This is a genomic window from Lelliottia sp. F153 (assembly GCF_002870005.1).
Lineage (GTDB): Bacteria > Pseudomonadota > Gammaproteobacteria > Enterobacterales > Enterobacteriaceae > Enterobacter > Enterobacter nimipressuralis.
Genome location: NZ_PKFT01000001.1, coordinates 491,861 through 514,369, shown reverse-complemented (window position 1 = coordinate 514,369; position 22,509 = coordinate 491,861). Strand labels below are relative to the sequence as shown.

The window sequence follows — 22,509 nt, the reverse complement described above, 5'->3', positions numbered from 1 at the left end:
TCTTAAAAGAGATAACGCACGATGCCAAAAGTGCAATTCTGGCGTACAGTCATTTGATGCGTCTGACACACCTTCTGCTGCTTCTGCCCATGTCTGTTTTTTCGGCGCCGCTCGTGCCGCCCCCCGGTTTTGTCAAAGCCCAGCCGCACAGACTGCAAGGCAAATGTGTTCCTCTCCCCGCGCCGTACACCGCCAATCTTGTGTTTCGCAGTAAATACGACGGATCGGACAGCGCTCGTGCGACGCTAAACCCGCAGGCGGAAAGCGACTTTCGCGCCCAGACAAAACCGATAACCGATTTTGAACGCGGGATCGCCGAAATGGTCTGGCGCTATAAACAGAGCGGCGATGAGAAAACGCGGGAGTGTGTTCTGCATGGCTTTACGAGCTGGGCAAACGCCGGGGCGTTAACCTCGACGCAAACCAACCACACCGGGCGGTCGATGCGTAAATGGGCACTGGCGACGCTCGCCACCAGCTGGATTGAACTGAACGCACCGGCAAAAGACGATGGTGCGACGACGCGTTGGTTGTCGTTGCTTGCCGATCAGGTGAGAGAGGACTGGGACGGTCTGCCCCTTTCTAAAACCAATAATCACAGCTACTGGGCCGCATGGTCAGTGATGGCGGCGTCGGTCGCGCTCGATCGCTGGGATCTCTTCGACTGGTCGTTGAAAGAGTACCGCATCGCGGCAAGCCAGATTACCGCGAATGGCATATTACCCAACGAACAAAAGCGCGGCCCACGCGCCGTGGCCTATCATCACTATGCCCTTCAGCCGCTGGTGATGATCGCAAGCTTTGCGAAAGCTAATCAGGTGGATATCACCCAGCAAAACCGTGGTGCACTCAAAAGGCTCGCGGGGTATGTCCTGACGCACGATAGCCACGATGAGTGGTTAGAGCCGTATTGTGACCTGACGAAATGTGACAGCGTCACGCTTGCGCGAAGAGACAGACTGCGCCCAATAAAAAACCGCCGTCTTGGCGGTCAGTTAACGCTCATCTACGCACAATAGCCGGGCAGCGCCCGGCGTTGCAGAGATTAGTTCAGTTTATAATCCAGCGTGATTTCCGCTTTCAGAACCTGAGAGACCGGACATCCGGCTTTCGCCTTCTGGATAATGCCGTCGAACTGCTGTGGCTCAATGCCAGGTACGGTTACCTTGCTTTGCAGCGCGATTTTGGTGATCGCAAAGCCGCCGTCAGTTTTATCCAGCGATACATCCGCCGTGGTATCGATGGAATCCGCGGTGTAACCCGCCTCTCCCAGCATCAGTGACAGCGCCATTGAGAAACAGGCGGCATGCGCTGCGCCAATCAGCTCTTCCGGGTTAGTCCCTTTTTCGCCTTCGAAACGGGTATTAAAGCCGTAAGGTTGTTGATTCAGGACGCCGCTTTCCGTAGAAACCGTTCCTTTGCCGCGTTTAATATCGCCAGACCAGTGTGCCGAACCGTGCTTATGAATCGTCATTATTGCTCTCCTTTTGGCTTACAAAGGATTAAGTATAGAACGTCAACACCAATGTGAGAGGAACACGGAACACTCTTAGGCATTTGCTCACTTCGTCATCAACGACTCGCTCAGTGCATCCAGGAATAAGCGCTGGGCCGCAGGCTGATAATCCCTTGACTGATAGATCCCAAAAATGCCGATCGGTTTCGGCGTGAATGTGCTGAGGACGGGAACCAGCTTGCCGCTCTCCAGCGCGGGCTGCGCTTCCCACGCCGGCAGCATTGCGATCCCGCAGTGGTGGATGGCGGCCTCCATCAGCAGCGACGAAATACTGGCGCTCAGATTGCCGCTCACCGCAACGGAAACGACCTCTCCCGCGTCGGTGATAAAATTCCACGACTGCCCGGCGAAGAAGCTGTAATGCAGGCAGTTGTGTTGCGCGAGATCTTCAAGGCTTTGCGGCGTGCCGTGGTCAGCCAGATACTCTGGCGAGGCGCAAAGCACCGAGCGGCACTCACCCAGACGGCGGGCGATCATTCCAGGTTCCGGGTTGTCGGTAATGCGGATCGCCACGTCGATGCGCTCACCCACCAGGCTGACGGGATGATTATTAACGTCCATCTCGACGCGCACTTTGGCATGACGCGTCAGAAAATTCGGCAGCATCGGGGCGACAATCTGCATCGCCGTGAAGTGGGCGCAGGCTACGCGCAGCGTACCGGACGGCGTTTCGCGGGACGACTGATCCTCAATCTCCTGCGACAGCCGTGTGAGATTGCGGGTTTTCTGCAGCACCTTTTCCCCGGCAGGCGTCAGGGTCAGCTTACGCGTGGAGCGGTGCACCAGCCGCGTTCCGGCCCATTTCTCCATCTGCTCCAGATAACGGCTTACCATCGGGCGAGAAATGCCCAGCGCGCGGGCCGCAGCACTCAGACTCCCCAGCTCGCAAATACGGTTATAGACCTGGGCGGCAATCACGCGATCCATTGTTATGACTCCATCTGCTCGATTTATGAAACTAAGCATGTCTTGTTTCAGGAATTCTGGCAAATCGAGAGAACCGTACAATAGAGACTTCCGACACTACCGAGACAAAATGATGAAGCTCAATCGCCTTGCCCTGCTGTGCGCCCTGTTCACACCCGCTGTTTTTGCCGCGCCCTTAACGCTGGATACCTATAACCCACAGGAGAAAGGTATCTTCGCCGTCTCTTCGACGCTGGTTTCCGGGCCGAAAGAGGCGGTGCTGTTCGATGCGCAGTTCAGCGTCAAGGATGGCGAGCAGCTGGTCGAAAAAGTGCGCCGCAGCGGTAAAACCCTCAGCAAGATTGTGATCACCTCCGGCGATCCGGACTTCTACTTTGGTCTGCAGCCGCTGGTGAAAGCCTTCCCGAATGCCAAAGTGGTAGCGACCCAGGCGGTGGTGGATCACATCAAGGCCACCAAAGATGCCAAACTGGCCTTCTGGGGGCCGCAGATGAAGGACGGCGCGCCGTCGGAACTGATTGTCCCGCAGGTGATTGCCTCAACCACCTTTATGGTGGACGGCGAGAAAATCGATATCGAGCAGGCAGACAGCTACGCCGCCTACGTGTGGATCCCGTCGGCCAAAGCCATTCTCGGCGGTACGGGCGTTTCGTCCGGCATTCACCTCTGGACGGCAGACACGCAAACCAAAGCCAGCCGCCAGCAGTGGTTGTCCACCCTGGATGAAATGGCCGCGCACAAACCCGAGCGGGTTATCCCAGGTCATTACCTCGGTACCCCGCCTGCCGGTACCGCCGCCATCGATTTTACCCGCACCTACCTGCAGCAGTTTGAGCAGGCTCTCGCCGCGCATAAAGCGTCTACTGGCGTGATCGATACCATGAAAAAACAGTGGCCGGACCTTGCCGAAGTCAGCTCCCTGGAACTGAGCGCGAAGGTCAATACCGGCGAAATGAAGTGGTAACAGGCTAACGGTCTCCTGCTATATTTATTCTTTTTATAGCAGGAGATGATTATGCAACCCTCAGTAAGAGGAATTGACCACATTGGTATTACGGTTCCTGACATTGAACAAGCCACGTTATTTTTTGAGAAAGCGTTCGCAGCAAAAGTGATATATCGTTCAGCAGATCCTGGCAGTGAAAATATTGATGACGAAGCCCAGGAAAATACCTTGAGGCTATTTCCAGGGACCAAAGTCCGCGCTATCAGGATGCTGGCAATGCCTCATGGCCCAGGCATTGAACTGTTTGAAATGCACGGCCCAGAACAGCAATCCGCTGCCCGTCCCAGTGATTTTGGCCTGCAACACTTCGCTGTCTATGTCGATGATTTTGCACGTGCCATAGCGTGCTTTACCGCCGCTGGCGGCGAGATGTTTACCGAGCCAAAACCCCTTTCATTCCCCGCTGAACGTGGCGAAGGCAATGCTTTTTGCTACGGCAAAACCCCCTGGGGAAGCGTGGTTGAATTGATATCATGGCCGTCCCCGATGCCCTACGAAAAATATACGAATCTGCGTCGCTGGAAACCCTGATTTAACGAAAAAAACGTTAAATATGATATTTTTATTTCCAGGATGAATCTGAACCACAGCGGGAAGAATATTTGCCATTCTGAATGTGAATTATGAATTGCGTACCGGATTATTAAACAGATAACGACACGGAGGCAGCATGTTTACACATTACTCAGCAAATACTCATTCCGCACAACCGGCCCTGGTGAATGCGATTGAACAGGGCCTGCGCGCCGAGCATGGCGCGGTCACTGAAGATGACATTTTGATGGAACTCACCCGCTGGGTCGAGGCCTCAGATAATGACATCCTCAGTGATATCTACCAGCAGACCATTAACTATGTGGTGAGTGGTCAACATCGCCCCCTGTAAAATACCTGCTATGCTGGATCTGCAACCTAAGGGGTTACATTTCGTTTGCGAGAGCAAACTGGTCCTTAAAACTATCAACAGGATTGAGGAGTTAACATGAAATCGAACCGTCAGGCACGTCACATTCTGGGACTGAACTACAAGCTGTCTAACCAACGTAAAGTGGTGATCGAGGGCAGCAACGAAACGGTAGTCACCCACACGCACGGCAGAAAACGCCACGCAGACAAATAATTCACGTCAATGAATCACGACACCATCGGCAAAACCGATGGTGTTTTTGTTTGTGTGTTGCGGTAATTAACATTTAGCTCCTTTATAATGCCAGTCGACGTCGCCCTGCCAGCAAGCCAGAAAGATGACAATACGCAGTGCCAGGGACGGATATTCAAAAAATCGAGTGAGTGACATGGACAACAAAGCAAAACATCATCGTTCCCTTTATATCCCCTATGCGGGGCCGGTTCTGCTGGAGTTCCCGCTGCTGAATAAAGGCAGCGCCTTCAGCGCGGAAGAGCGCAGCAGTTTTAACCTGCTTGGCCTCCTGCCGGAAGTGGTCGAAACCATCGAAGAGCAAGCCGAACGCGCCTGGATCCAGTACCAGGGCTTCAAAACCGAAATCGACAAACACATCTACCTGCGTAACATCCAGGACACCAACGAAACCCTCTTCTACCGTCTCGTGCAAAATCACCTCGAAGAGATGATGCCGGTGATTTACACCCCGACCGTCGGGGCGGCCTGTGAGCGCTTCTCCGAGATCTACCGTCGTTCGCGCGGCGTGTTTATCTCCTACCAGAACCGCCACAACATGGATGACATTCTGCAAAACGTGCCGAACCACAACATAAAAGTGATCGTGGTGACGGACGGCGAGCGTATTCTGGGCCTCGGCGACCAGGGTATCGGCGGGATGGGTATTCCTATCGGCAAACTTTCGCTCTATACCGCCTGCGGGGGCATCAGCCCGGCGTATACGCTGCCGGTGGTGCTGGATGTCGGCACCAATAACCAACAGCTGCTGAACGATCCGCTGTATATGGGCTGGCGCCATCCGCGCGTAACGGACGATGAGTATTATCAGTTCGTCGACGACTTCATCCAGGCCGTAAAACACCGCTGGCCAGACGTGCTGCTGCAGTTCGAAGACTTCGCGCAGAAAAACGCCATGCCGCTGCTCAACCGCTATCGCGATGAGATCTGCTCTTTTAACGACGACATTCAGGGCACCGCAGCGGTGACCGTCGGCACGCTGATCGCCGCGAGCCGCGCGGCAGGCAGCCAGCTGAGCTACCAGAAAATTGTTTTCCTCGGTGCAGGCTCTGCCGGCTGTGGGATCGCAGAACAGATCATCGCGCAAACCCAGCGCGAAGGCTTAAGCGAAGAGCTGGCCCGTTCGCGCGTGTTTATGGTCGATCGCTTCGGTCTGCTGACCGACGGAATGCCAAACCTGCTGCCGTTCCAGACCAAACTGGTGCAGAAACGCGAAAACCTGAAAAACTGGGACACGGATAACGAAGTGCTCTCCCTGCTGGACGTGGTGCGCAACGTGAAGCCGGATATTCTGATCGGCGTTTCGGGGCAAACCGGGCTGTTCACGGAAGAGATCATCCGCGAAATGCACAAACACTGCCCGCGCCCTATCGTGATGCCGCTCTCTAACCCGACCTCTCGCGTCGAAGCCACGCCGCAGGACATCATCGCCTGGACCGAAGGCAATGCGCTGGTCGCGACCGGCAGCCCGTTCGATCCGGTGGTGTGGAAAGACAAAATCTACCCCATCGCGCAGTGCAACAACTCCTATATCTTCCCGGGAATTGGTCTGGGTGTGATCGCATCCGGTGCGTCGCGCATTACGGACGAAATGCTGATGTCTGCCAGCGAAACCCTGGCCAAGCACTCTCCGCTGGTGACCAACGGCGAAGGTCTGGTGCTGCCAGAACTGAAGGATATCCATACCGTATCGCGGGCGATTGCCTTTGCGGTCGGCAAAATGGCGCAGCAACAGGGTGTGGCGGTGAAAACCTCCGCCGATGCATTGCAGCAGGCCATCGACGACAACTTCTGGATGCCGGAATACCGGAACTATCGTCGTACCTCGATTTAAACCTTCCCTCTGTAAGTCGCCGGGTAGCACAACGCCTCCCGGCAAACGCCAGGCCCGGTGGCGCTCTGCTTGCCGGGCCTGTAAAACCCCGCTACACTCCCTTCATCCATAAACCCACTGAATAAATAAGGAGGCTAATTATGCTGTATAGTGAAATTTTCAATGTTTCACATACATTTGGTGATCGCACCAGCTCAAGCGTTATCGGTATCGTGCTGCGATAACTTCGGCTTGAGCGAAGACACCCACACCTGAATCCCTTCCCTCGGGCTTACTGAGTTATCGTCAGCGATGTTTGACGAGGCATTTCCATGCCTGTAACACTTGAGTAAGCAACAATGAGCACATTACTAACTGCACAATCTCTCCGCGTTGAAACAGCGTTTAACACCCTTTTCGACTCGCTCTCCTTTACCCTGAAAAAAGGCGACCGCATTGGTCTGCTGGGCGATAACGGCTGCGGTAAAAGTACCCTGCTGAAGATCCTCGATGGCACCGAGTCCCCTTCTGTCGGCACGGTGGCGCTCGCCGGCCACTGCCTGATGGCGCGCGTGGAACAGCATCTGCCGGAGTCGATTTATCCTCTGTCAATGCTCGACGCCGTGCTGGCGCAACTGCCCGCAGCGGAACGCGACAGCCTCCGCTGGCGAGCCGAAACATTGCTTGGCGGTATGGGTTTTACCGCGCAGGATATGGCCTTACAGTCGTCGACCCTGAGCGGCGGGCAGCACACACGGCTGCTGCTGGCGCGAGCGTTAATCAGCGATCCCGACCTGCTCCTGCTGGATGAACCCAGCAACCACCTCGATCTGCCAACCATGCTCTGGCTGGAGCAGTTTTTACAGAACTGGTCCGGCAGCTTTGTGCTGGTGTCCCATGACCGACAGCTGCTCGATGCCGTCACCAACGGCAGCTGGATTTTGCGCGATAAAACGCTGCACAGCTTCGCCCTCTCTTGCTCCGCCGCCCGTCAGGCGCTGGCGGCAAAAGATGAAAGCGATGCCCAGCGGCATAAGGCCGAGCAAAAAGAGATCGACCGCGTTGCGGCCAGCGCCAAACGGCTGGCGACCTGGGGCAAGGTCTACGACAACGAAGATCTCGCCCGCAAAGCGAAACAGATGGAAAAACAGGTCGAACGCCTGAAAGAGAGTCAGACCGATCTCACGGCGGGCAGCCCGTGGACGTTAACATTGCGTGGCGATGCGCTGCGTGCCGACCGGTTGCTGGAGATGACGCATCTTCCCGTCCCTCCGGCGCCCGCCTTGCCCGCGCTGTTTGACGTGGATATCGCGAGGCTTAAGAGCGGCGACCGCGTGGCGATTATGGGCCGTAACGGCTGCGGGAAATCCTCGCTAATGAAGCTTATCTGGCGGCAATTTGTCACAGAACAGTCGACGGATGAACTGAAAATCCATCCCCGCCTGACCCTGGGCTACTACGACCAGACGCTGCACCAGCTGCCGGACGATGCCCCGCTGCTTGAGGCGCTGGAGCCGTTCGCGCCAGACCCGCAGGTGCGCAAAATGGCACTCATCAGCGCCGGTTTTCCGTGGGTGCGCCACGGGCAGAAAGTCAGTACCCTCAGCGGCGGCGAACGTTCTCGCCTGCTGTTTGTCGGCCTGACGCTCGCCCGTTACAGCCTGCTGATGCTTGATGAGCCGACCAACCACCTGGATATGGAAGGCAAAGAGGCGCTGGCCGAAACGCTGCAACAGTTCGAAGGCGGCGTGCTGCTGGTGAGTCACGACAGGCAGCTCATCAGCCAGAGCTGTAACCGCTTCTGGTTGATTGAGGACGGCAGACTTAGCGAATGGCATGACGCCGAAGCGGTGTTTGCCCGTCTGCGGGATAGCGGCGGATTACCCCCATCTGACGTCGCAGCCAATACAGCGCAATCAGCGCCGACAGAGTTTGACGATCTGCTCGAAAGACTGGTGGCGCTGGAGACGCTGCTGGCTGAGGATATGGCGCGTAAGTCGAAGCATCAAAAACCTCAACTTCAGCAACAGTGGCGCGAGGAGATTGCCCGGCTAGAAGCACAGCTGTAACCCTGCGCCCGGCTGCACGTTCAGCCGGGCCAGTTTATTATTGCGGTTTTTTCGCTTTCCAGGCGTCCCACGCCTGTTTGATTTCCTGCTTCGCGGTCGCGGCATCGTTAAAGCCATTCAGCTCCACTTTTTTACGCCCTTCCGGCAGCTCTTTATAGACGCGGAAAAAGGATTCGAGACGCTGCACTTCGATTTTCGGCAGATCGCTCAGCTCCTTAATGTCGTCGTAGGTCGGGTCGATTTTGCTCGCCGGGACAGCCACAATTTTGTCGTCTTTATCCCCGCCATCCACCATCTTCAGCACGCCAATCGCACGCAGTTTGATAAGCGTACCCGGTGCCATCGGCGCGCGGGTGTAGAAAATCACGTCCAACGGATCGCCATCGCCCGCAAGGGACTGCGTCAGGGAGCCATAGTTAGCCGGATAAGCCACCGGCATCGACTGGAAACGATCGGCAATAATAAAACCGGTTTTGGCATCGGTTTCATATTTGATGATACCGCCCGCCGGGATTTCGGTGACGGCATAAAACTCTTCCGGATTATTTTCCGGCTGTGGGAATTCCAGTATATTTTGCGCATGCGCAGAGGCGGAAATAAGAACGCTAACGGCCAGTAAGGTTTTGAACAGCTTCATGTCTTTTAACTCTTCGGTTATTGGGAAGCCAACACGTTACGTTTTCCAGATGACAGAACCATGACGTTTTTTTGTCAGTTTCTCATCCCCACCTGTATTCAGGGCTTGAATGGTTTATTGATGCTTTAATCGCCTGAATGACAACGAAATTATTACATTATGTTGCCCCGCCCTTGTATAAAACCGCCAAAGCATTAATCCTTAGGGAGTAAGAACGATTCTCATCTTTCTTACTGGCTATGCAGATACCGAACATGAACATGGAGATACATATGAAGGCTGCTGTCGTTACTCAAGATCATCAGGTTAATGTCACCGATAAAACCCTGCGCGCGCTGCAACACGGCGAAGCGCTGCTGAAGATGGAATGCTGTGGCGTCTGCCACACGGATCTTCACGTGAAGAACGGCGATTTTGGCGATAAAACCGGGGTGATCCTCGGCCATGAAGGGATTGGCATCGTCAAAGAAATCGGTCCTGGCGTCACCTCACTGAAAGTGGGCGATCGCGCAAGCGTGGCCTGGTTCTTCCAGGGCTGCGGTCACTGCGAATACTGTAACTCTGGCAACGAAACCCTGTGTCGCGACGTGAAAAACGCCGGGTATTCCGTTGATGGCGGGATGGCTGAAGAGTGCATCGTGACCGCCGATTATGCGGTAAAAGTGCCGGACGGCCTGGAATCCGCAGCGGCCAGCAGCATCACCTGCGCTGGCGTTACCACCTATAAAGCGGTAAAAATTTCCCACATCAAACCGGGCCAGTGGATTGCGATCTACGGTCTGGGTGGGCTGGGCAACCTGGCGCTGCAATACGCGAAAAACGTCTTTAATGCCAAAGTCATTGCCATCGACGTGAATGATGCGCAGCTGAAACTGGCCGCCGACATGGGTGCCGATCTGACGATCAACTCCCGCAACGAAGATGCGGCGAAAGTGATTCAGGAAAAAACCGGTGGAGCGCATTCTGCGGTCGTCACCGCGGTGGCGAAAGCCGCGTTTAACTCTGCGGTCGATGCGGTACGTGCCGGTGGTCGTGTGGTGGCTGTCGGTCTGCCGCCAGAAGCCATGAGTCTGGATATTCCACGTCTGGTACTGGATGGAATTCAGGTGGTCGGTTCGCTGGTGGGGACCCGTCAGGATCTGGTCGAAGCCTTCCAGTTTGCCGCCGAAGGCAAAGTGGTACCGAAAGTCACGATGCGTCCGCTCGGCGACATCAACGCGATTTTCAAAGAGATGGAACAAGGCCAGATCCGTGGCCGTATGGTGATTGATTTCCGTTCTTAATGGATTCAGGACGGGCTGCGGCGATCCGTAATCCAGTCCTGTACTTCAATCAGGAATGTATCGGGTGCTTTACGGTACATTTTGCGCGCCAGATCGAGAATGGTGTGGCGCGCCAGTTCTTCTTCCATCCGCTGTTGGGCGCTGTCCATCACCGAACGCACGCCGCATGGCCCGTCGCAAACCCAGGCCGGTGGAGCTTCATCAAACACCGCCAACCGCTGGCGCACTTCCCGACATTCAAACATATTCTTCTCGCCATCAATGGCATGCACCACATCCAGCACTGAAATGAGTTCTGCCGGACGCGCGAGTTTAAACCCGCCGCCCTTGCCTTCCGTGCTGTTGACCAGTCCCGCCCGCGAAAGACGGGTGAAGATTTTGCCCAGATAGTCGTAAGGCACACCCTGCAGTTCCGCCATCTCCCGGACGCTCAACTCTCGCTCGTTGCCTTTGGCATCTACCATGCACATCAGACTATGAATGGCGTACTCCACACCGGAACTGTAAAAGGCCATGATTAACTCCGCTCTCATTATTCGTGGTTATTATAGCCGCGTTCGTAAGCAGAAAAACAGCCCATGACTCCTTCCCCAGTTAACTCTCTGATTTTTATCTCATCTTACATTCACTTGCTCGCTAACTCAGAAAAAAGTTGTCGGAGTTAACTCCGACAAGTATAGTTGCAGTCAGGTCAGACACAAAGCCTGATGAGCAAAAGGATCGAAAATGAAAAAGCATATTTTAATTGTGGGCAGTGGTTTTTCCGGTATGTGGGCAGCGGTGAGCGCAGCGCGCCTGGCGGAGCTGAACGGGAGCACCGATCTGCGTATTAGCGTGCTGGCTCCGCAACCTGAGCTGCGCGTTCGCCCGCGTTTCTATGAAGAGAACGTCACCGGACTGGTGGCTCCCCTGACGGAACTGTTCGCCGAACTTGACGTTGAGTACATTCAGGGAAGTGCAGAACGCATTGATACAAAAGAGAAATCCGTGTGGTATCGCGACAGCCAGGGCAACACTTCCCTCATAACGTATGACCGCCTGGTACTGGCCACCGGCAGCCAGGCCAAACGCCCGGCGGTGGCCGGTCTGACTGAATTTGCTTTTGATATCGATCAGCTTGAATCTGCTCAGGTGTTCGAAAAACACCTCGATGCCCTGGTTCATCAGCCCTCTACCCCGGCGCGTAACACGGTGGTGGTCTGTGGGGGCGGGTTTACCGGCATTGAGCTGGCAACCGAATTACCGGCGCGTTTGCGTGCCCGTTTTGGTGTTGATACGCAGACTAAAGTCATCGTAGTTGAGCGCGGCGCGGTTATCGGCGGTCGTTACAGCGAAGCGTTGCGCGATGTGATTGCGAATGCCAGCGAAGAACTGGGCGTGGAATGGCGTCTGAACAGCGAAATCGAGGCGGTCGATGCGCAAGGCGTCATTCTCAAGAGTGGCGAACGCATTGACGCGTCCACCGTGGTCTGGACCGCTGGCGTGCAGGCTCATCCGTTGACGACTCAGATTGACGGCGAGCGTGACGCTCAGGCGCGTCTGCGGGTGAACGAACTGCTGCAAATCCCTGCGCACCCGGACGTCTTCGCCACCGGCGATACCGCCCACGCGAAAACGGATGATATGGGGAATACGGCGCTGATGACCTGTCAGCATGCGATCCAGCTCGGAAAATTTGCCGGACACAACGCCGCTGCCAGTCTGTTGAACGTCGAGCCCTACCCGTACCGCCAGGTGAATTATGTCACCTGCCTCGATCTCGGCGCCTGGGGCGCGGTGTACACCGAGGGCTGGGAGCAAGAGGTGAAACTGGTCCGTGAAGAGGCGAAAAAACTCAAAATTGCCATCACCAACGAACTGATCTATCCACCAGCAGCCGATCGTGCAGTTGCCTTTGCGGCAGCGGACCCACTGGCGAAGTTTGTGTAAAGAGTTCATCCGCTCCTGACCGGGGGCGGCTTGTATATTTCCGATTTCCGGCAATCCTTATCTCAATTCCTTTGTTCCTTTGTTTTCAGCCGCGCCCGATGATGAATCCGACGCTAAAACGAAGATAACAAAGGAATTCACCATGCAAACCCCTTTTCGCCTGCCGCTGCTGACGGCGCTGATCCTCGCGGCGACGGCTGCACACGCCGCCGACACACCGGTTAAAGGCGGCACGCTTGTCTATCTGGAACAACAGGCGCACACCAATCTTTACCCCCCGGCGGGCGGCTTCTACCCGAACGGCGGCATTCTGAATCAGATCACCGACAAGCTCACCTGGCAGAACCCGAAAACGCTGGAGGTGGAGCCGTGGATTGCCGAAAGCTGGTCCACCAACGCCGACAAAACTGAATACACCTTTAAAATCCGCCCTGGGGTGACGTTCTCCGACGGCACGCCGCTCGACGCCAACGCGGTGGCCAAAAACTTCGACACTTACGGATTGGGCAACAAAGCCCAGCGCCTGCCGGTTTCTGAAGTGATCAACAACTACGATCGCAGCGAAGTGATCGATCCGCAGACAGTGAAGTTCTACTTCAAAAAACCGTCGCCAGGATTCTTACAGGGCACCGCCACTATTGGTTCTGGGCTGGTGTCACTCAGCACCCTGAAGCGCAACTTTGAAGAGCTGGGCGACGCGCGCCACATCATCGGCTCCGGCCCGTTCGTGGTGAAAGATGAAAAACTGGGCCGGGAAGTGACCCTTGAGGCGCGAAAAGCGTACCAGTGGGGCCCGAAAAATCTCGCCCAGCAAGGCCCGGCAAATCTGGATGGCATTACATTTATCGTCACGCCGGAAGACAGCGTGCGCGTCGGCGCGCTGCTGGCGGGCCAGGCTGACTTTATCCGTCAGGTGCAAGCCTACGACGAAAAACAGGCCACCGAACAGGGCTATAAAATCTACGCTGCCCCAACGCGCGGCGTGAACGACAGTATCAGCTTCCGCCCGGACAACCCGCTGGTGTCTGACCTTCGCGTACGTCAGGCGCTGCTCCATGCCACCAATGCGAAACAGGTCGTTGAAACCCTCTTCTCACCAAATTACCCGCAGGCGAAATCGGTGATTGCCGATTCTGCCGCCGGCTTTGTCGATCTCAGCGACAAGCTGACCTTTGACGCGGCGAAAGCCAACGCGTTGCTCGATGATGCAGGCTGGAAAACCGGCGGCGACGGTATCCGCGCCAAAGACGGACAGCGACTGGCGCTGACGGTCTATGAATCCCTGCCGCAGCCGCAAAACAAAGAGGTGCTGCAACTGGTGGCCCAGCAGTGGCGTCAGGTCGGCGTGGCGCTGAGCGTCAAGGCGGGTGATGCGGGCAGTCGCACGCTGGATAACCTCGACCCGCTGAAAACGCCGCTGACGGTGTCGGAAGTCGGCCGCGCCGATCCGGATGTGGTGAAAAGCATGTTCTATCCGGCCAACCGCGACGCGCTGCTGCAAAAAGGCGGCTCCAGCGACAAGGTGAAAAGCTTCCGCGACGACAAACTCAACGAACTGCTGGTGAACATCTCCGCCGAAGTCGATCCGCAAAAACGCCTGCAGCTGACGGGTGATGCCCAGCGCTATCTGCTGGATAACGCCTACGTAATTCCGATTTTTGAAGAGCCGCAGGTCTTCGCCGGTGCGCCATGGCTGAAAGGGGTGAACTTCGAAGCGGTAGGACGTCCGTCGTTCTACGGCGCGTGGATTGAGAAACACTAAGGGGGCGATGATGAGCCATTATCTGCTGCGACGGGCCGGAATGGGGCTGCTGGTCCTGTGGGCCGCCTTTACCCTCTCCTTCGTGCTGCTTCAGGTGCTGCCGGGGGATGCGGTGCTGATTAAATTTCAGAACCCGGATCTGGGCTTAAGCCCGGCGCAAATTGAAGAGATGCGCGTCGCCTACGGTGCAGACAGCCCGCTCTGGCAGCAGTATTTCCACACGCTGTTTGCCATGCTGCGCGGCGATTTTGGTTTTTCATTGCAGGCGGGCGTGCCGGTGAGCGAACTGATCGCGAGCAATTTGCCGGACACCCTGAGTCTCGCCCTGCCTGCGTTCCTGCTTGCCGTAATACTGTCCTTCGTGCTGGCGTTTGCCGCACGTCTGCCGGGGCTGCGCTGGGTGAGTAACGCCATTCAGTCCGTGCCGGTACTGTTTATCTCGCTGCCGACCTTCTGGCTCGGCATCGCGCTCATCCAGCTGTTCTCCTTCCAGCTACGGCTGATTCCGGTGATTAACCCGTCGCCATTGCAGGGGTTGATCCTGCCGATCGTTACTGTCGCCATTCCGATCTCCGCCCCGCTGGCGCAAATTCTGATGCGCAGTCTCGATCAGGTGTCCGCTCAGCCGTTCGTCGCCGTCGCGCGCGCCAAGGGGCTGAGCGAAACCGGGGTGCTGTGGCGTCACGTCACGGGCAATGCGCTGCTGCCGGTGCTGAATATCGCCGGGATTTTGCTCGGCGAACTGATTGCCGGGGCGCTGATTACCGAAACCGTATTTGGCCGCAGCGGTCTGGGCCAGCTGACGCAGCAGGCCGTCAACAACCAGGATATCGCCGTATTACAGGCGGTGGTGATGATCTCGGCCCTGGGCTTTGTGCTGATAAACCTGCTGGTGGATCTGCTGATGCCGCTGTTTGATCCTCGTCTGCAAACCGTCACCGGAGGTGCATCATGAGTCTGGTGGACTATGCCGCCGCGGCGCGAAAACGCGTCCCGGCCCTTAGCACCGTCGACATTCAGCCCGGGTTATGGCTGGCGTGGGGCGTGATTATCGTCGCCGCCCTGGCCGCACTGGCGCCGGGTTTGCTCACCCACTACAGCCCGATTGAAGGGATCGCAGGCGCTCAGCGCTTAGCTCCCCAGGCGGGACACTGGCTGGGAACCGATCAACTTGGTCGTGACGTCTACGCGCGCATTGTCTATGGCGCATCCCACTCACTCAGCGCCGCCCTGGCGGCTGTGGCGATGGGATTAGTGGCTGGCACGGCAATGGGGGTTATCGCCGGTGCCTTCGCCGGGCGGGTGGAGTCGGTGCTGATGCGTTTTGTCGATGTGCTGCTGTCGATTCCCTCGCTGCTGCTCTCCCTGACGGTGATTATTTTGCTCGGTTTCGGCACGGTTAACGCGGCTATTGCCGTCGGTGTGGCGTCGATTGCCAGTTTTGCCCGCCTGGCGCGCGGCGAAGTGGTGCGTATTCGTCACGCAGATTACGTCGAAGCGGCCTACGGCAGCGGCGGCACCTTCTGGGCAGTGCTGTGGCGTCACATTTTACCGAACTCCCTGACGGCGGTGCTGGCCTTTGCGACCCTGCAGTTTGGTCAGGCGATCCTCGCCCTTTCGACGTTAAGTTTCCTCGGATACGGCACCCCGCCGCCCGTCCCGGAATGGGGGCTGCTGATTGCCGAAGGGCGTAACTATCTCTCCACCTCCTGGTGGCTGACCACCTTCCCCGGCATCGTAGTGATCGCCGTGGTGCTTGCCACCAACCGTATCAGCCAACAGTTAAGCGGAGGCCGCTCATGACCGTTCTGTCCGTGGAAAATCTGACCTTAAGCTACCGCATCGGTCGCCAGTGGCGTGAAGTGGTCCACAACGTCAGTTTCACCCTGAAACGCGGCGAAATGCTGGCCTTTGTGGGCGAGTCTGGCTCCGGGAAAACCACCACCGCGCAGGCGATTATCGGCTTGCTGGCGGACAACGCCCATCGCGACAGCGGCAAAATTGTGCTGAACGGCGAAGAGATCAGTCAGTGGTCAGCAAAACGGCTCAACAACCTGCGCGGAGCGCGTATCAGCCTGGTGCCGCAGGACCCTGGCAACTCCCTGAATCCGGTCAAAACCATCGGCGCCCAGGTGGGCGAAGTGCTGACTATTCACCAGAAAATCACAAAGACCGAGCAAGAAAATCAGGTGCTGGCGCTGCTGACCAAAGTCGGGCTAAGCCACCCGGCGCAGCGGATGAAGCAATATCCGCATCAGCTTTCCGGTGGGATGAAGCAGCGGGTGCTGATCGCCATCGCCATCGCGTTGCGCCCGGATGTGATTATCGCCGATGAACCGACCAGTGCGCTGGATGTGACGGTACAAAAACGCATTCTCGATCTGCTGGATATCCTGCGCCGCGAATCGGGAACGGCGGTGCTGTTCGTCACCCACGATCTGGCCCTGGCTGCCCAGCGTGCCGATCGCTTACTGGTCTTTCGGCACGGTGAAGTTCAGGAACAGGGGGCAACCGCCGACGTGGTGCGCGCCCCGCAGCACGCCTATACCCGCCAGTTGCTGAGCGATTTGCAGGGTTCGCGCTTGACCATTGCGCCGGTCTCAGGCCTTCGGCTGGCCTCTCCTGCCATTCGCGCTCAGGCCATCAGCAAGCAGTTCACTCTCAGTAAAGGCCACACTTTACAGGCGCTGGATAACGTCAGTTTTGATGTGCAGCGCGGCAGCACGCACGCGCTGGTCGGGGAGTCGGGATCGGGGAAAACCACTCTGGCCCGCATATTACTGGGGTTTGAGCAGGCGGACAGCGGGCGCGTTACCCTCGATGATATCGATGCGACCCAGCTCAGCGTGGAGGCACGCCGCCAGCTGCGGCAGAAAATTCAGTTCGTCTACCAGAATCCGTTTGCCTCCCTCGACCCACGGCAAACGCTGTTTGAGATCATCGAAGAGCCGCTGAAAAACTTCAATAAGCTCGCCCGAGCGGAGCGCAAATCCCGCGTCGAGGCGGTGACCACCCGCGTAGCCCTGCCGCTTGAGCTGCTGAGTCGTACCGCTCGCGAGCTGTCCGGCGGTCAGCGTCAACGCGTGGCCATCGCACGTGCGCTGATTCTGGAGCCAACCATTCTGGTATTGGACGAAGCGACCTCGGCGCTGGATGTCACGGTGCAGGCGCAAATCCTCGCCCTGCTGCAACAACTCCAGCAGCAGTTGGGACTGACCTATCTGTTTATCACCCACGATCTGGCGACCGTTCGCCGCATTGCGCACAGCGTGACAGTGCTGCGCAGCGGTCAGGTTGTTGAACATGGCACGGTGGAGGCGCTCTTCTCCTCGCCACAGAGCAGCTATACCCGCGAGTTGATCGACGCCATCCCCCATTTTTCACCCGTTACGAAGGAGTACGCATGACGCGTAAACGCCTGGGATTCTTTACCCGCCTGCTCGACGACGCGCCTGCGAAAGAGCGCTATCGTCTGGCAACAGAACAGATCCGCCATGCCGAGCGCCACGGTTTTCATACGGCCTGGATTGCTCAGCACCATTTCCACGAGCGCGAAGGCGGCCTGCCGTCGCCGCTGGTGTTCCTCGCTCACGTTGCGGCCCAGACCCAAAGCATCCGTCTGGGCACGGCGATTATTACCCTGCCGATGGAAAACCCGCTGCGCGTGGCGGAAGACGCGGCGGTCCTCGATCTGCTGGCGGACGGTCGCCTTGAAGTCGGTTTTGGCTCCGGCGGCACGCCGACCTCGTTTCTGCCTTTCGGCCTGACGTTCGACGAGCGCGGCGCGACGTTTGCCGACCATCTGCACCTGATTCAGAGCGCCTGGCGCGGTGATTCCCTGACGCATCCGGATAACCATCTCTATCCACCTGCGCCGCAGCTGTCAGAGCGCGTGTGGATTGCGACCTTTTCCGTTGAAGGCGCCGTGCGCGCCGCCCGGGCCGGGCACGGGCTGATGCTCTCCCGCACTCAGCCTCGCCCGGCTGACCAGCCAGGGCTTACTCTCGACCAGATCCAGAACCCGATTGTGGATGCCTATCTCGCCGCGCTGCCCTCGGGAGTGGCGCCGCGAATTCTGGCCTCGCGCACGGCGTTTGTGGCCGACAGCGATGCGTATGCTCTGAACGTCGCAACGCCCGGGTTAACCCGACAGGCAGAGGCGCACCGAGCGGCGGGTCATACCGTAACCGGTGACAGTGTCACAGATTATATTCGCCAGTTCGACGCCCATATCGGCGCACCGCACACCGTGCTGGACTCCCTTGCTCAGGATTCCGTCCTCAAACGGGCGACGGATATTTCATTCCAGGTCCATTCCGTTGAGCCGTCCCATCGGGACACCTTACGTTCGATTGAGCTTATTGCTGAACATATCGCCCCTCATATTCTTTAAGGAGTCCCTATGTCTTTAAGTCAGGATATTGTTGCCGAATTAGCGGAGATCGCCCCCGGTTCGCCGCTGGCAACGGCTCGCGCCACGCGCGATGCCGCCACCCGTCATGCCCAGGGTAGCTATGAAACACTTTTTAGCCAGCAGGATGCGGCGTTCCCGCTTGATGAACGGGCGGCGGTGGCCGCTAAAGTGGCAAAATGGCACCGCGTCGATGCGCTGGCCGCCCACTACGCCGGTTTCGGGCTAGCTGATCCGACTTCCGCACGCCTGACGCCCGCGCTGACCTTTGCGCGTCTGCTGACGTTTTCCCCGGTCGAAGCCACGCCCGGCGCACTAAGCGCGCTGACGCAGGCGGGATGGAGCAAAGAAGCCATTGTGACGCTGGCTCAGCTGATTGCGTTTGTGAGTTTTCAGAGCCGTCTCGTCGCCGGGTTGCGCCTGCTGAATGACAAAACCGTGGCGGCAAGCGACACCCCGGTGGTGGCAGGGATCTGGCACAGCACGCCTGAGACAAAAAGCGGCAAACCGGCGCCGGTACAGTTCACGCAGCAGGAGCTGGGCTGGGAGCCGTGGCTGGCGTCAAAACCGCTGGCAGAGTTCAACGCCGACGAGCAGGCTATTCTTGCGAAATTTGGCCATACGGACTCAGACTATTTCCGCCTGCTGGGGCGCAATTTGCCGGTTCTGGAACAGCGCACGCTGACCGATAAAGGGATTTTTTACACGCCAGGCGGTCTGCCGCGCGCGGAGCGTGAACTGGCGGCAACGGTGACCAGCAAGATCAACGGCTGCATTTACTGCGCATCTGTCCATGCGCGTAAGGCGAGCCAACTGTCGAAGGACAATAATGCCATAGACGCGCTGCTGGCCGTGCGGCCGGGACAGTCCCTGAGCGAGGGGCAATCGGCGCGCTGGCAGGCGGAAATTGATTTTGCGGCGGCGCTGTCCGTGACGCCACCTGCTGTGACACCCGCGCATCTCGCGGCACTGGAGAAGCACTCTCTGGACACGCTTGAACAGCTCGATCTGGTGCAATCTGCGGCGTTCTTCGCCTGGGCCAACCGCCTAATGCTGACCCTCGGCGAACCTTACCTTCCGTAACGTAAATCAGGCTAACGCGCTGGCGTTAGCCTCCGCCCGTTTGGCTTTCTGACGGCCATACAGCAGCAGCGATGACATGGCGGCGAATGAGAGGAGCGCCGCCGGTAACGTCACGTAGCTCCAGCTGTAGCCGAGAACGATCATCATCCCGCCGAAATACGCCCCAATCGCACTGCCAAGATTAAAGGCCACCTGCCCGCCCGCCGCACCCAGCAGCTCGCCGCCCTGCGCATTTTGCAGCAGCATAATTTGCAGCGGTGCCGACAGCGCGAACAGCCCCGCGCAGCAGATAAAGCCCATCACCAGAGACGCAGCCTGATTTTCACCGAAGGCAAACAGCATCAACAGCGACACCACGATCACCAGATCGGTGGTCGCCGCAATGCGCAGCGGGCTGTAACGACCGGAAAGTTTGCCGCTGAGCAGATTACCGAGCACCATGCCCAGCCCCATCAGCATCATGATGACGGTCATAAACCCGGCAGAGAATCCGGAGACATTAACCATAAACGGCTTCACAAAGCTGAACCATGCGAAGACACCGGCATTACCGAACATCGTCGCGGCAAAAATCAGCCAGGGTTCCGGTTTCTTCAAAAAGTGAAACTGCTCCGTGAGTCGGGTTTCGGTTTTATCGTACAGAGTCGGCACCCAGAAAATGACCGACAGGATCACCAGCGCGTCAAACGCCGCAATCAGAAAGAAGGTGTAGCGCCAGTTATATTCATGCCCAAGCCAGGTGCCGAGCGGAACGCCCACCAGGTTGGCGACCGTCATTCCGGCAATCATCCCCGATACGGCGAGGGTGACTTTTCCGGGCGGCGCTATCTTTGAAAGGATAATCGCCCCGACGCCGAAGAAGGCCCCGTGCGGAAAGCCGGACACCAGCCGCCCGATAGCCAGCCAGAAATAGGACGTTGAGAAGGTAAAAATGGCGTTTCCGACCACGCACAGGGCGACCAGAAAAAGCAGAACCGTTTTTAACGAGAACTTATTTGAAAACAGCGCGATGATCGGCGCACCAATGACCACGCCAAAGGCGTAGTACGAAATCATGCTCCCGGCAGAGGGGATCGAAATGCCGGTATCGTGCGCCAGCTCGGTCAGTACGCCCATGATGCCAAACTCGGCCATGCCTAGTCCAAAAGTGCCCAGCGCCAGTGAAAAAACGGTTTTTTTCATACCACAGCCATTTGTTAAAAATTTGCAACAGCCATTATTGAACAAACTGGTATGGTGAGCCAGTTCCAATTGGCGCTCTGACACGTTAATCCATTCATTCGGTCTGGCTTGTGAATATCCTTAACCGATAATCGCGACTCCCAGGCGCTCCATAATTTGCGCAACCTGATAGCTGTCGAGCTTCACCCCCTGCAAATCGACGCCGCGCACGTCCAGATCGCCGAGTTCAGAATTGGTCAGATCGCAATGAGTGACGTTAACCGCCCGCCAGTCGAATGACGAAAACTCCCCACCCGACAGATCGGAGCCGCTAAACGTTGCGCCGAGGATCTGCGCGCCGTTCCAGCGGTTTTCCCATAGCTCGCATTTTTCGAGCACCACTTTGGAAAAGTTGGCGTAGCTGAGATTGCTTTTGGTGATATACGCGCTGCAAAACCAGCTGCGAGAGGTGATCATGTTCATAAAGCTGGTGCCGCGAAAGTCTGCGCCCTGCGCGCGGCACTCGCGGATTTCAATCCCCAGCGCGCTGGCGTTCCTGAAGTCTGCCATCGTTAAATCGCAATTTTTGAAAATGGCGTCTTTCAGCGTGGCGCGAGAAAAATTCCCGCCCTGCTGGCTTTCGCGATCGTAAAACTGACAGCCGATAAATTCCGTGCCGGTCAGATCGACGCCAGAAAAGTCGCAGTGGCGAAATGTCCCGTTCTCAATTTTCTCGCCCGTAAACTGGTTTTTGCCAATTCTTACCCCGTCCAGCGTCAGCATTTTACGACCACCTGTGTTTATATACAGTAACGCCGTATTCTAACCCGATCCCATGGCGTTGTGTAAATAATTCCCGCGAGGATTTGCGAGCACGATTACACTTCAAAGTGTTCTTACCCTCCCTTCTGTCGAAGAGGATTGCCATGGGAAACATCAAGAAAGCGAAAAGCCCGGCGGAAAATGTGAAACGCGAACCGCTGAAAGAGAAGGAATACGAAAAGGAGCTGCGGCGTCTGCACGTTGAGCTGGTCAAGCTTCAGCAGTGGGTCGTCAGTAAAGGGCTAAAAGTCTGCGTGGTGTTTGAAGGCCGCGACGGTGCAGGCAAAGGCGGAACGATTAAAGCCATCACCGAGCGCGTCAGCCCCCGGGTGTTCCGTGTCGTTGCGCTGCCCGCGCCGACAGAGAAAGAGAAAAGTCAGCTCTATTTCCAGCGCTACGTGCCGCATCTGCCCTCGGCGGGAGAAATCGTGATTTTCGATCGCAGCTGGTACAACCGTGCGGGCGTTGAACGCGTCATGGGCTTTTGTACGCCTGAACAGGTGCAAAAGTTTCTGGATGGCACGCCGACAATGGAACGGGCGATGGTGGATGCGGGGATCATTCTGATCAAATACTGGCTCGAAGTGACGCCCAAAGAGCAGGAGCGCCGCCTGCGGGATCGTATTGATGACGGGCGCAAAACCTGGAAGCTGTCACCGATGGACATCAAATCGTTCAGACTGTGGGATAAATACACCGAAGCGCGCGATGCGATGTTTGCTGCCACCGATACCGCCTGGGCGCCGTGGTTTGTCGCTCGATCTGAGGATAAAAAACGGGTGCGACTGAATGTCATCTCGCATCTGCTGTCGCAGATCCCCTACAAAACCCTGCCCGTCGAGCCGGTAAAACTGCCGAAGCGTAAAGTGGGTAAAGTAAAACCGACGGATTATCCGTTCCGCTATATTGCGGAGCGGTTCTGAAAAGCGCG

Annotated in this window: 22 protein-coding genes; 16 read left to right on the top strand and 6 right to left on the bottom strand. The window is 57.1% G+C overall.

The annotated features are described in order from the left end of the window. The first annotated feature begins 200 nt into the window (after nt 1-200). Complete coding sequence (locus tag F153LOC_RS02425) at nt 201-1,019, top strand: mannuronate-specific alginate lyase (RefSeq protein ID WP_233210344.1); 819 nt, start codon at nt 201-203, stop codon at nt 1,017-1,019. Between the two features lie 26 nt (nt 1,020-1,045). On the opposite strand, the gene F153LOC_RS02420 is transcribed toward F153LOC_RS02425, so the two are convergent. After that, a complete protein-coding gene (locus tag F153LOC_RS02420; RefSeq protein ID WP_100780129.1) occupies nt 1,046-1,474 on the bottom strand; it encodes an OsmC family protein in 429 nt (142 codons plus the stop codon). An 87-nt stretch (nt 1,475-1,561) separates the two neighbouring features. Then, complete coding sequence (locus tag F153LOC_RS02415) at nt 1,562-2,443, bottom strand: LysR family transcriptional regulator (RefSeq protein ID WP_102103742.1); 882 nt, start codon at nt 2,441-2,443, stop codon at nt 1,562-1,564. A 112-nt stretch (nt 2,444-2,555) separates the two neighbouring features. Here F153LOC_RS02415 and F153LOC_RS02410 point away from each other — a divergent pair, with 112 nt between their 5' ends. The 6 genes from F153LOC_RS02410 to F153LOC_RS02385 all read left to right on the top strand — a co-directional run bounded on the left by F153LOC_RS02410 (nt 2,556) and on the right by F153LOC_RS02385 (nt 8,490). After that, nucleotides 2,556-3,407, top strand: a complete 852-nt coding sequence (locus F153LOC_RS02410; RefSeq protein ID WP_102103743.1) for a Vmh family MBL fold metallo-hydrolase — start codon at nt 2,556-2,558, stop codon at nt 3,405-3,407. Nucleotides 3,408-3,458: 51 nt separating this feature from the next. Then, entirely contained in the window at nt 3,459-3,980 is a 522-nt protein-coding gene (locus F153LOC_RS02405; RefSeq protein WP_102103744.1) for a VOC family protein, read from the top strand. Nucleotides 3,981-4,119: 139 nt separating this feature from the next. Beyond that, nucleotides 4,120-4,335: a biofilm-dependent modulation protein gene (gene bdm, locus F153LOC_RS02400; RefSeq protein WP_100780123.1), complete on the top strand. Its 216-nt coding sequence runs from the start codon at nt 4,120-4,122 to the stop codon at nt 4,333-4,335. A 96-nt stretch (nt 4,336-4,431) separates the two neighbouring features. Continuing rightward, nucleotides 4,432-4,569, top strand: a complete 138-nt coding sequence (sra, locus tag F153LOC_RS02395) for a stationary-phase-induced ribosome-associated protein (protein WP_102103745.1) — start codon at nt 4,432-4,434, stop codon at nt 4,567-4,569. 175 nt (nt 4,570-4,744) lie between these two features. Then, nucleotides 4,745-6,442, top strand: a complete 1,698-nt coding sequence (locus F153LOC_RS02390) for an NAD-dependent malic enzyme (RefSeq protein WP_102103746.1) — start codon at nt 4,745-4,747, stop codon at nt 6,440-6,442. Nucleotides 6,443-6,780: 338 nt separating this feature from the next. After that, a complete protein-coding gene (locus F153LOC_RS02385; protein WP_102103747.1) occupies nt 6,781-8,490 on the top strand; it encodes an ABC-F family ATP-binding cassette domain-containing protein in 1,710 nt (569 codons plus the stop codon). Nucleotides 8,491-8,527: 37 nt separating this feature from the next. On the opposite strand, the gene F153LOC_RS02380 is transcribed toward F153LOC_RS02385, so the two are convergent. Beyond that, nucleotides 8,528-9,127, bottom strand: a complete 600-nt coding sequence (locus F153LOC_RS02380) for an inorganic diphosphatase (RefSeq protein WP_102103748.1) — start codon at nt 9,125-9,127, stop codon at nt 8,528-8,530. A 272-nt stretch (nt 9,128-9,399) separates the two neighbouring features. Here F153LOC_RS02380 and adhP point away from each other — a divergent pair, with 272 nt between their 5' ends. Next, on the top strand, nt 9,400-10,410 hold the full coding sequence (adhP, locus tag F153LOC_RS02375; protein WP_102103749.1) for an alcohol dehydrogenase AdhP: 1,011 nt from the start codon (nt 9,400-9,402) through the stop codon (nt 10,408-10,410). A 5-nt stretch (nt 10,411-10,415) separates the two neighbouring features. Here adhP and F153LOC_RS02370 read toward each other — a convergent pair whose 3' ends face one another. Beyond that, the gene (locus F153LOC_RS02370) at nt 10,416-10,925 is read right to left on the bottom strand and encodes an Rrf2 family transcriptional regulator (protein ID WP_100780116.1); all 510 of its coding nucleotides are present in this window, start codon (nt 10,923-10,925) and stop codon (nt 10,416-10,418) included. 211 nt (nt 10,926-11,136) lie between these two features. Between F153LOC_RS02370 and F153LOC_RS02365 the strand changes: the two genes are divergently transcribed. The 7 genes from F153LOC_RS02365 (at nt 11,137) to F153LOC_RS02335 (ending at nt 19,595) form a co-directional block, all read left to right on the top strand. Further along, complete coding sequence (locus tag F153LOC_RS02365) at nt 11,137-12,339, top strand: NAD(P)/FAD-dependent oxidoreductase (protein ID WP_102103750.1); 1,203 nt, start codon at nt 11,137-11,139, stop codon at nt 12,337-12,339. 142 nt (nt 12,340-12,481) lie between these two features. Further along, nucleotides 12,482-14,101 (top strand): TIGR04028 family ABC transporter substrate-binding protein, encoded by a 1,620-nt coding sequence (locus tag F153LOC_RS02360; protein ID WP_102103751.1) that lies wholly within the window; start codon nt 12,482-12,484, stop codon nt 14,099-14,101. A 10-nt stretch (nt 14,102-14,111) separates the two neighbouring features. Beyond that, on the top strand, nt 14,112-15,056 hold the full coding sequence (locus tag F153LOC_RS02355) for an ABC transporter permease (RefSeq protein ID WP_102103752.1): 945 nt from the start codon (nt 14,112-14,114) through the stop codon (nt 15,054-15,056). After that, nucleotides 15,053-15,904 carry an ABC transporter permease gene (locus F153LOC_RS02350; protein WP_102103753.1) on the top strand — a complete coding sequence of 284 codons (852 nt, stop codon included), beginning with the start codon at nt 15,053-15,055 and terminating at the stop codon, nt 15,902-15,904. The genes F153LOC_RS02355 and F153LOC_RS02350 overlap by 4 nt, the downstream gene beginning before the upstream one ends. Further along, nucleotides 15,901-17,508, top strand: coding sequence for an ABC transporter ATP-binding protein (locus F153LOC_RS02345; protein ID WP_102103754.1), 1,608 nt, complete (start codon nt 15,901-15,903; stop codon nt 17,506-17,508). Before F153LOC_RS02350 ends, F153LOC_RS02345 begins: the two co-directional genes overlap by 4 nt. After that, on the top strand, nt 17,505-18,494 hold the full coding sequence (locus F153LOC_RS02340; protein WP_102103755.1) for a putative FMN-dependent luciferase-like monooxygenase: 990 nt from the start codon (nt 17,505-17,507) through the stop codon (nt 18,492-18,494). The genes F153LOC_RS02345 and F153LOC_RS02340 overlap by 4 nt, the downstream gene beginning before the upstream one ends. Before the next feature lie 9 nt (nt 18,495-18,503). Further along, nucleotides 18,504-19,595 (top strand): alkylhydroperoxidase domain protein, encoded by a 1,092-nt coding sequence (locus F153LOC_RS02335; protein ID WP_102103756.1) that lies wholly within the window; start codon nt 18,504-18,506, stop codon nt 19,593-19,595. A gap of 6 nt (nt 19,596-19,601) precedes the next feature. Here F153LOC_RS02335 and araJ read toward each other — a convergent pair whose 3' ends face one another. Together araJ and F153LOC_RS02325 are read right to left on the bottom strand one after the other, a co-directional pair. After that, nucleotides 19,602-20,777, bottom strand: a complete 1,176-nt coding sequence (gene araJ, locus F153LOC_RS02330; protein ID WP_100780105.1) for an MFS transporter AraJ — start codon at nt 20,775-20,777, stop codon at nt 19,602-19,604. Between the two features lie 120 nt (nt 20,778-20,897). Further along, nucleotides 20,898-21,539: a Qnr family pentapeptide repeat protein gene (locus tag F153LOC_RS02325; RefSeq protein WP_100780104.1), complete on the bottom strand. Its 642-nt coding sequence runs from the start codon at nt 21,537-21,539 to the stop codon at nt 20,898-20,900. A gap of 143 nt (nt 21,540-21,682) precedes the next feature. Here F153LOC_RS02325 and ppk2 point away from each other — a divergent pair, with 143 nt between their 5' ends. After that, on the top strand, nt 21,683-22,501 hold the full coding sequence (ppk2, locus tag F153LOC_RS02320) for a polyphosphate kinase 2 (protein WP_102103757.1): 819 nt from the start codon (nt 21,683-21,685) through the stop codon (nt 22,499-22,501). Nucleotides 22,502-22,509 lie beyond the last annotated feature (8 nt).